Raw genomic sequence first — 558 nt, forward strand, 5'->3', positions numbered from 1 at the left:
CCGCTGAAGCCGAACGAGGAGACCGCCGCCCGCCGGGGACGACCCGACTCCGGCCACTCCACCGACTCCTGCAACAACGACACCGCACCCGCCGACCAGTCGATATGCGGCGACGGCTCCTGAGCGTGCAACGTCCGCGGCAACACACCATGCCGCATCGCCATCACAATCTTGATGATCCCCGCAACACCGGCAGCAGCCTGCGTATGACCCATGTTCGACTTGATCGAACCGAGCAGCAACGGCCGCTCCGCATCCCGCTCCTGGCCATACGTCGCCATCAGCGCCTGCGCCTCGATCGGGTCACCAAGACTGGTACCCGTGCCATGCGCCTCCACCGCATCCACATCACCAGTCGACAGACCCGCGTTCGCCAGCGCCTGACGAATCACCCGCTGCTGCGACGGACCGTTCGGCGCCGTCAGACCATTGGACGCACCATCCTGGTTGATCGCCGAACCACGCACCACGGCGAGCACCGGATGCCCGTTCTTCCGCGCATCCGACAGCCGCTCCACCAGCAGCATGCCCGCACCCTCGGACCACCCCGTGCCATCC

At 66.8% G+C, this 558-nt stretch carries 1 pseudogene; it reads right to left on the reverse strand.

Annotated elements, in window-relative coordinates:
- Positions 1-558, reverse strand: a pseudogene (locus KN815_RS49610) (polyketide synthase); the annotation flags it as partial.

It is taken from the genome of Streptomyces niphimycinicus, from assembly GCF_018883605.1.
Classification (GTDB): Bacteria; Actinomycetota; Actinomycetes; order Streptomycetales; family Streptomycetaceae; genus Streptomyces; species Streptomyces niphimycinicus.